The following is a 9162-nucleotide window of genomic DNA, read 5'->3' on the forward strand; positions in this document are numbered from 1 at the left end:
AAAGTGAACTATGAAAATGAATTGAAACTTATTTTATCAGCAATATTATATAAAAAAATCTGCGAATCACAAATAGTAATAGTAATTTATAATTTTAAGTTAAATTAGTGCTTTTAAAAAAAATCATGCTTCAGCTCTGTTAAAATTAAAAAAAACTTGCATTACTTAAAAATACATGATATAATTTGGATGTATTTTAGGGGTATAGCTCAGTTGGTAGAGTAGTGGTCTCCAAAACCATTGGTTGTAGGTTCGAGTCCTACTACCCCTGCCAAACAAAACCTGTGAAATTATTTTCACAGGTTTTTGCGTATATTTTATATACTTCATAATGGATTGTTAAAAATTAATACTATAACACTGGAGGCTATGAAATGCAGCAATATGACATAGTAGTAATTGGCGGTGGGCCAGCAGGTCTTACAGCTGCCATTTCAGCTAAAGAACATTATGATAGTAAAATCTTGATTTTAGAAAGAGAGGATGAACTCGGGGGAAATTTAAATCAATGTATTCAAAATGGATTTGGCATGAATATTTTTGGTGAAGATTTGACAGGCCCGGAATTTGCACAAAAGCTTACAGATAAAGTAAGTGAACTAAATATTTCCTACAAATTGAATACCACTGCATTGAATTTAAGTCATCATAAAGAAGTTAATGCAGTTAATGCTAAGGATGGAACCTTTAAAATAAAAGCTAAAGCTATAATAATTGCTACAGGTGTTAGAGAGAGACCAAGAGGATTTTTAAATATACCGGGTAGTAGATGTGCGGGTATATACACTGTAGGTACAGCGCAAAAGTTTATAAATATTGAAGGATATATACCAGGAAAAAAAGTAGTCATATTAGGTACAGGAGATATTGCATTAAGAATGGCAAGCCGGCTTTCAATAGAAGGAGCTAATGTTATAGCAATAGTTGAAAGTAATGATTTTATCGATGCAACTGATAAAAGACTAGGCGTTTTCCTTAGTGACTTTAATATACCATTACGAACAAAGCATAAGATAGTTGCTATTGAAGGGAAAAATAGGATTAAGGGTGTTACATTGGTAAAGCTGGATAATAATAATGAAGTTATTAAAGGCAGTGAAGAATATATGACCTGTGATGCACTACTTTTATCTGTAGATGTATATCCTGATAATGAACTAGCACTTAAAGCAAAAATATTAATTAATTCGTTAACGGGTCAAATTAAATTAAATGAAAATTCACAAACTAATATAGATGGGATCTTCGCATGTGGGAATGTAGCTTATGGGTATGATACTTCAGAAAACGTAGTAAAGCAAAGTCTTAGCGTAGGCATTAGTATCTCACAATACTTAAAAAATTACGCAGGAGGGTTTGGAGGTTTTAACTGTTAGTTTATTCTAGCAGTTTTTTATAGAAAATTTATTTGTATTATAATAGGGCAGAAATAAAAAAAGTATTGACATATTATAATACTGGGAATATAATATAATAAAGTAAAAGTAATTCATACTAAAATACTAGGAAATACTTAGAAGAAGGAAAGTAATATAAGAAGAGCATACAGAGCGGGAGTCTAAAGCTGAGAAGACTCTTATGAAAAACTTATATGAAGTGCCCTTTGGAGTTATGCACCGAATACAGTAGGCTGCATCGGGATTCGCCCGTTATTGTGATAGAGCATAGCGCTGTGCTCGAAAAAGTGGCTTTATAATCACTAAAGTGGTTATGAATTAGAGTGGGACCACGAAGCAAAACTTCGTCTCTAAAATAGAGGGAGTTTTTTTTGTACCCAAAAATATTTAAAATAATATATTAGAGATGTATAAATAGATATTTAAAGATGAATTATTAATTATAAATTTGGAGGGATATTATTATGATGTATAACAGTGTTTTAGATATGATAGGAGCAACACCGATTTTAAAATTAAATAAACTAGTTGAGGGTAACATGGCCGATATATTTGTGAAACTAGAGAAATTTAATCCAGCTGGAAGCATAAAAGATAGGGCGGCTCTTGGGATGATAGAAAAAGCTGAAAATCTGGGATTATTAAAAGATGGATATACTATAGTTGAGCCAACAAGCGGAAATACTGGGATAGCTTTGGCTATGATTGGAAGAATTAAAGGATATGAGGTAATAATTGTTCTGCCAGATACTATGAGTGTTGAAAGACGAAATTTGATTATGGCATATGGAGCACAACTTGTGCTTACAGATGGAACAAAAGGCATGAAGGGTGCTATAAATAAGGCGAAGGAAATATCAGAAGGAAAGCCTAGCTTTTTTATACCACAACAATTTATTAATTTAGCGAATCCAGAAAAACATTATGCTACTACTGCAGAAGAAATTATTAGTGATGTAGAAGACGTCGACGTTTTTGTGGCAGGAGTAGGTACTGGTGGAACAATTACTGGGGTAGGGAAAAGACTCAAAGAAATTAATAAAGATATTAAAGTAGTTGCGGTTGAACCAGAAAAATCTCCTGTATTATCAGGGGGAGAACCGGGTTCACATAAAATACAAGGAATAGGTGCAGGATTCACACCAGATATTTATGATAGTAGTTTAGTTGATGAAATAATGAAAATATCTGATGAAGAGGCTTTCGAAATGGCAAAACTAATGGCTAAAGAAGAAGGAGTACTCGTTGGAATCTCAACAGGTGCAAATATTGCGGCAGCCATAAAAATTGCTAAACGATTAGGCAAGGGTAAAAAGGTTGTTACTGTTTCACCTGATGGAGGAGAAAAATATATTTCCATGGGGATTTATAATTAAAATCGCGGGATTTGTAGGGGGCGGATCATATGTATAAAATACTAAAATATGAAATTAAAAATATACTAGACAAAGATCCAGCAGCAAATAACTGGATTGAAGTAATATTATTATATCCGTCTATTCATGCTATAATATTATATAGAATAGCTCATTTTTTATATAAGCATAAAATTTATTTTATATCCAGGGCTTTATCTCAAACAGCTAGATTCTTCACTGGAATAGAAATTCACCCAGGAGCTACAATAGGGAAAAGATTATTTATAGACCATGGAATGGGAGTAGTTATCGGAGAAACTACAGAAATAGGGGATAATGTAACATTGTATCAAGGAGTTACACTAGGTGGAACAGGTAAGGATAAAGGTAAGAGACATCCTACTATAGAGAATGATGTTGTTGTGGGCACTGGTGCAAAGATTTTGGGGCCAATTAGGATAGGAGCTGGTAGTAAAATCGGAGCCAATGCTGTAGTTCTTAAAGATGTATTAGCTAAGTCAACTGCTGTAGGTATTCCAGCTAGAGAGATTTTTGGAAAAACTGTAACTATAATAGAGATTAAGGATTATTTAGGGAACACTAAAAGAATCTACAATGATATGATAATATAAAAAGGACTGACAATATGAGTATTAAGGAAGAAATAATAGAGTTTTGTAAAAAACAAGGTTTGGACACAATAGGATTTAGCGAATGTAGAATTTATCATGAGCTAAATCCTTATTTTGAGAAAAGAAAAAAACTAGGGCTGGAAAATCAGTTTGAGGAGCACAGTATAGATAAGAGAATAAATCCTTTTTTATATATGAAAGAAGGAAAAACTATAATTTCTATAGTGTTTCCATATCTATATAATTCGGATTTTAATAAAGGTGCTCATTTTTCTAAATATACGCTTGGAAGAGATTATCATGTTGTAACAACGGATTATATGAATAAAATTTGTAAATTTATTGAGTCTATAGGTGGTAAAGCCATGAGTTTTGTGGATAGCAATGCGCTACCGGAGAGATACATTGCATGCAGCAGTGGGGTGGGATTCATAGGAAAAAATAACTCACTGATAACAGAAAAGTACGGATCCTATGTTTTTTTAGGAGAAATTATAACGGATTTAATAATGCTGCCTGATAAAAAAGTTATGACAAAATGCGGTGATTGTAACAGATGTTTGAACGCGTGTCCTACAAGTTCTATAGTTGAGGGAACACTTGGAATAAATAATAATTCGAATATTTGTCTAGCTTATATAACTCAAAAAAAAGATATAGAGGATTTTTGGTTTGAAAAATTAAATGGTAGATTATTTGGTTGTGATACTTGTCAGGAAGCCTGCCCATATAACAGTGGAATAAGGTTTAGTGCTCTTAGTGAGTTCAAGCCTTATGAACATATGAAATGCAATAACCTTAAAGCGTTAATGGCAACTAATAATCAAGAATTTAAAGAGAAATATAAAATAACTTCTTGCGGCTGGAGAGGTAAAAATATTCTTAAAAGAAATGCACTTATTAATGCTATTTCTATTGGAAAAGTTAAAATTAAAACTATGGAGAAGGATACATCTCCTTATATAAGAGATTATTATTATAGACTTTTAAAGATTTTCAAACTATAATAATTTTATAAGGATTTTTTTATGAAAGGTGGAATTTTGATGATTTCGAAAGGGTTATTAAAAATAATAGACTTTTTACCGGACAAGACTGTAACGTTTATAGCTAAAAGATTGCTAGACACGTATATTAATAAATATGCAAATATAAAAACTTATGGAATGGAGAAAATTAATGAAACAAAATCTCCTATAATTTTCATATGCAATCATTTAAGTAATGCGGATGGTATAATTATGAATAAACTATTAAAGGATAATAATGTAACTTTTATTGCCGGTGTAAAATTAACAGATAATAAGCTTACCAAACTAGGGTTTCATGTGGCTAAGACTATAAATATAAAACCCAATTCTGCAGATAAGGAAGCTATATCAAAAATTATTAATACACTAAAACAAGGTAATAACATTATGATTTTTCCAGAAGGAACCAGGAGTAGAAATGGGAAGATGATAGAGGGCAAAAAGGGTCTTTTGTTAATGGCTAAATTATCAAAGGCAACAATACTTCCAATAGGAATATGGGGAACAGAACAATTACTACCCATTAATGAAAATGGTGACATGGCTTCTGAAAGATTTCATCATGCAGATGTAAATATTAATGTTGGTGATCCTATTATACTTCCAAGTAAAGGTGAAGATGAAGATAAAAACCAGTATCACGATAGAGTTATGCATGATGTAATGTGTAGTATCGCTATACTGTTACCAGAGAAGTATAGAGGGGTATATTTGGAGTAATGTAAATAAACAAGATTTTTGGCTTGGAAGCTGAAATCTTGTTTTTTTTATTAGGATTTAAGAATATTAAATTGTTAAAAAAAAGAATTCAAAATTTCATTAATTTAACATAATAAAAGAAATAAATCCTTTTTATTTAGATTTTTGTCAGTTCTAAAGCATGTACAAATAACATATACAATAAATTATGATGGAATTTATAATTATAATAAGTATTTTGTACCTAAGTGAGATATAATAGAATTGTGATTAAATATAAAATTTTGATATAAAATTATAGGGATTTACAAAATAAAAGGTTGGAGGTATGTTATTATGGGAAGCAAAATGCTAGGGAAATACTTAAAAGAAAATTTAGAAGATTTAAAAAGTAAAGGTTTATATAATGAAATAAATGTATTGAAAAGTCCCAATGGACCCATTATTACAATAGGAGATAAAAAATTAATCAATCTTTCTTCGAACAATTATTTAGGTCTTGCAACTAATCCTAGACTTATTGAAGCTACAACTTCCGCAACTAAGAAATATGGTGCAGGAGCAGGTGCGGTTAGAACAATTAATGGTACTTTGGAAATTCATACAGATTTAGAACAAAAACTTGCTAAATTTAAACATACAGAGGCAGCTATTGCATTTCAGTCAGGATTCAATTGTAATATGGGTGCAATCTCAGCAGTAATGAGTAAAAAAGACGCAATTCTTTCGGATTCATTAAATCACGCATCAATAATAGATGGGTGTAGATTATCCGGTGCAAAAATTATAAGAGTGGAACACGCTGATATGGTGGATTTAAGAAATAAGGCAAAAGAAGCAGTAGAATCAGGTTTATATGAAAAAATCATGGTAATTACTGATGGTGTATTCTCTATGGATGGAGATATTGCAAAGCTTCCAGAAATTGTTAAGATAGCAGAGGAGTTTGACTTAATAACATATGTAGATGATGCTCATGGTTCAGGAGTACTTGGCAAAGGTACGGGTACTGTACATCACTTTAACTTATCAGATAAAATAGATTTTCAAATTGGAACACTATCAAAGGCAATTGGAGTTGTAGGCGGATATGTAGCCGGAACAAAGGATTTAATTGATTGGCTCATGGTTCGGGCTAGACCATTCTTATTCTCAACATCACTAACTCCTGGATCAGCAGGTGCGGCTATAGAAGCTATTAATATTCTTACAGAAAGTACTGAGTTAAATGATAAACTTTGGGAAAATGCTGATTATTTGAAGAAGGGGTTAAAAGAGCTTGGGTTTGATATTGGAAATAGTGAAACTCCAATTACTCCATGTATAATAGGCGATGAAGTTAAAACACAAGAATTTAGTAAACGACTTTTTGAAGAAGGGGTTTACGCAAAATCAATAGTATTCCCAACGGTTAGAAAAGGAACTGGAAGAGTAAGAAATATGCCTACAGCAGCTCATACAAAAGAAATGTTAGACCAATCACTAGCTATTTATGCAAAAATCGGTAGAGAAATGAAAATAATAAAATAAAAACATTACTGAGCTATTTAGTGATATAAGACATTTATTAGATATGGAGGGAATAGGATGAAAAAAATATTGGTGACAGGAGCCTTAGGACAAATAGGTTCAGAACTAGTAATGAAGATGAGAGAAGTTTATGGTAATGATAATGTAATAGCTACAGATTTAAGAAAACTAGAGGGTAGCCCAGTGGTTACTTCAGGACCTTTTGAGTTATTAGATGTAACTGATCATAAAAGTATGCTTCTGCTTTGTAAAAAACATGAAATAGATACACTTATTCATTTAGCAGCTTTATTATCAGCAACTGCGGAAATAAAACCACTTCTTGCTTGGAATATAAATATGGGTGGGCTTGTAAATGCTTTAGAAGTTGCTAGAGAACTTAAACTTTCGTTCTTTACACCGAGTTCTATAGGCGCATTTGGACCAACTACACCTAAAGATAATACTCCTCAAGATACAATACAAAGGCCCACAACTATGTATGGTGTAAATAAAGTTGCTGGAGAATTGTTATGTGATTATTACTTTAAAAAGTTTGGAGTTGATACAAGAGGAGTACGTTTCCCAGGGTTAATTTCTTATGAGGTTCTTCCAGGAGGAGGAACGACTGATTATGCTGTGGATATATATTATGAAGCATTAAAGTCAGGTAAATATACTTCTTTTATTGCTAAAGGAACAAAAATGGATATGATGTATATGCCAGATGCAATAAATGCAATAATTGATTTAATGGAAGCTGATGCATCAAAATTAATTCATAGGAATGCATTTAATATTGCGGCTATGAGTTTTGGACCAGAAGAAATAGCTGATGAAATAAAAAAACATATACCTGGATTTAAAATGGATTATGATGTAGATCCAGAAAGACAAGGAATTGCTGATTCATGGCCAAATTCAATTGATCCAACTTGTGCTAAGGAAGAGTGGGGATTTGACGCTAAATATGATTTAGCAAAAATGACTATTGATATGCTCCAAAAGTTAAGAGCTAAAGGAATAGGTACTAAATGAATAAAAAAAACATCAAAGTAGTTCTAGAAATTCTTAATGATACGTATGCCGGAGCGAAGTGTGGTCTTGATTTTACAAATCATTATGAACTTTTAGTTTCTACCATACTATCAGCACAATGCACAGATGAGCGAGTAAATATTGTTACAAAAGAGCTATACACGAAGTATAATACGCCAGGAGCTATGATTACTTTATCCCAGGTGGAACTAGGAGAAAAAATTAAAAGTTGTGGATTTTATAATAATAAGAGTAAAAATATCTTAGGGGCTACAAAAACTATATTAGAAAAACATAATGGACAAGTGCCGAGCACTATGGAGGAATTAACAGAGCTTAACGGTGTAGGTAGAAAAACTGCTAATGTTGTACTATCTAATGCTTTTGGTATTCCTGCTATAGCTGTAGATACTCACGTTTTTAGAGTTTCAAAACGAATTGGTCTTGCCTCAGGGAAAAACGTAGAAGAGGTAGAACAAGAGCTTATGAAAAATATTCCTAAAAAAATGTGGAGTGATGCCCATCATTATATTATTTGGCATGGAAGAAAAATATGTAAAGCTAGGAAGCCTAATTGCCAGGAGTGCCCTATAGCGCCTTATTGTGAATTTTTAAATGGTAAAAGTAATTTTAATAAAACTCAAAAGATTGTCTAGACTCGCTACGTTTTAGTTCAAAGTTTGAGAATTAAAAAATAAACACCTTTAATATTTGTATAATATTAAGGGTGTTTATTTTTTGAAGATTATTTATAGTAGTATGTCTAAAAGTTCTTCTTCAATCATGTAATTATATTTTCCTTGTCTATAATCATTAATTAAGTTTTTCTTTTCTTCGATTTTTAATGGAGCCATTTTATCTAACATTCTTTTAGGAAACTCTACGTAGGCGCCTTTAGGATTCATCTTACTATCAAAAGTTATAATAGTTGGAATTCTAGCATCACCAGTGCATTCCTCTAAAAAATTTTCATAACCAGTTTTAGGAAAACAATATAAGTTTATGTTTTTGTTTTCTTCTGCCATTCTCTTAATGAATGGTAAGGTAACAATACAATCAGGACAGTATCCTTCAGAAAAGACTGCTACATTAACAGTAGAAGTTAAGCTTTTTAGAGATTCTTTAGTTATTAAAGAAATATTAGTAGAATTGTAAGCAGTAAGTTGAACATCACCATATTTAAGTTTTGATTGTTCTAAATAAGCTTCAAAAGTTGTGCCATCTGATAAGTTTATCATAATTAATATCCCTACTTTCTGTAAAATTATTAATTATAATTTTACCATTCAATAATAATTATTGCAAATTAGTTAATGTACATTATATATTATGGGTATAGTATAGCTTACACGTTATCTATACGTAAGCGATGGAACACCTACCGTATCCTAAAAAACAAGCTCCACATCAATGTTGTGAAGCTTGTTTTTTAATAAAATCCTTCTTTTGCAATTTTCTTTATATAGTTATACTGTTTTCTAATAAGTTTCTTAAATTC

At 31.6% G+C, this 9162-nt stretch carries 9 protein-coding genes, 1 tRNA gene and 1 other annotated feature; of the genes, 9 read left to right on the top strand and 1 reads right to left on the bottom strand.

Going from position 1 to position 9162, the window contains the following annotated elements; all coding sequences use genetic code 11:
* The first annotated feature begins 198 nt into the window (after positions 1-198).
* From JJD95_RS18420 to nth, 9 genes are all read left to right on the top strand, one after another.
* Positions 199-274 (top strand) — tRNA-Trp (locus tag JJD95_RS18420).
* 100 nt (positions 275-374) lie between these two features.
* The gene (locus JJD95_RS18425; RefSeq protein ID WP_291644698.1) at positions 375-1376 is read left to right on the top strand and encodes an NAD(P)/FAD-dependent oxidoreductase; all 1002 of its coding nucleotides are present in this window, start codon (positions 375-377) and stop codon (positions 1374-1376) included.
* Positions 1377-1505: 129 nt separating this feature from the next.
* Positions 1506-1752 (top strand) — a binding site (T-box leader).
* A 109-nt stretch (positions 1753-1861) separates the two neighbouring features.
* Complete coding sequence (gene cysK / locus JJD95_RS18430) at positions 1862-2773, top strand: cysteine synthase A (protein WP_291644699.1); 912 nt, start codon at positions 1862-1864, stop codon at positions 2771-2773.
* A gap of 29 nt (positions 2774-2802) precedes the next feature.
* A complete protein-coding gene (gene epsC / locus JJD95_RS18435) occupies positions 2803-3387 on the top strand; it encodes a serine O-acetyltransferase EpsC (protein WP_291644701.1) in 585 nt (194 codons plus the stop codon).
* 14 nt (positions 3388-3401) lie between these two features.
* Entirely contained in the window at positions 3402-4394 is a 993-nt protein-coding gene (queG, locus tag JJD95_RS18440) for a tRNA epoxyqueuosine(34) reductase QueG (RefSeq protein WP_291644703.1), read from the top strand.
* 39 nt (positions 4395-4433) lie between these two features.
* On the top strand, positions 4434-5138 hold the full coding sequence (locus JJD95_RS18445; protein WP_291644705.1) for a 1-acyl-sn-glycerol-3-phosphate acyltransferase: 705 nt from the start codon (positions 4434-4436) through the stop codon (positions 5136-5138).
* A gap of 315 nt (positions 5139-5453) precedes the next feature.
* Positions 5454-6647, top strand: coding sequence for a glycine C-acetyltransferase (locus JJD95_RS18450; RefSeq protein ID WP_291644708.1), 1194 nt, complete (start codon positions 5454-5456; stop codon positions 6645-6647).
* Between the two features lie 57 nt (positions 6648-6704).
* Complete coding sequence (locus JJD95_RS18455) at positions 6705-7664, top strand: L-threonine 3-dehydrogenase (protein WP_291644710.1); 960 nt, start codon at positions 6705-6707, stop codon at positions 7662-7664.
* A complete protein-coding gene (gene nth, locus JJD95_RS18460) occupies positions 7661-8320 on the top strand; it encodes an endonuclease III (RefSeq protein WP_291644711.1) in 660 nt (219 codons plus the stop codon). Before JJD95_RS18455 ends, nth begins: the two co-directional genes overlap by 4 nt.
* Positions 8321-8413: 93 nt before the next feature.
* On the opposite strand, the gene JJD95_RS18465 is transcribed toward nth, so the two are convergent.
* Entirely contained in the window at positions 8414-8902 is a 489-nt protein-coding gene (locus JJD95_RS18465) for a thioredoxin family protein (protein WP_291644713.1), read from the bottom strand.
* Between the last annotated feature and the right edge of the window lie 260 nt (positions 8903-9162).

Source organism: Clostridium sp., from assembly GCF_016650035.1.
Taxonomy (GTDB): domain Bacteria; phylum Bacillota; class Clostridia; order Clostridiales; family Clostridiaceae; genus Clostridium_AD.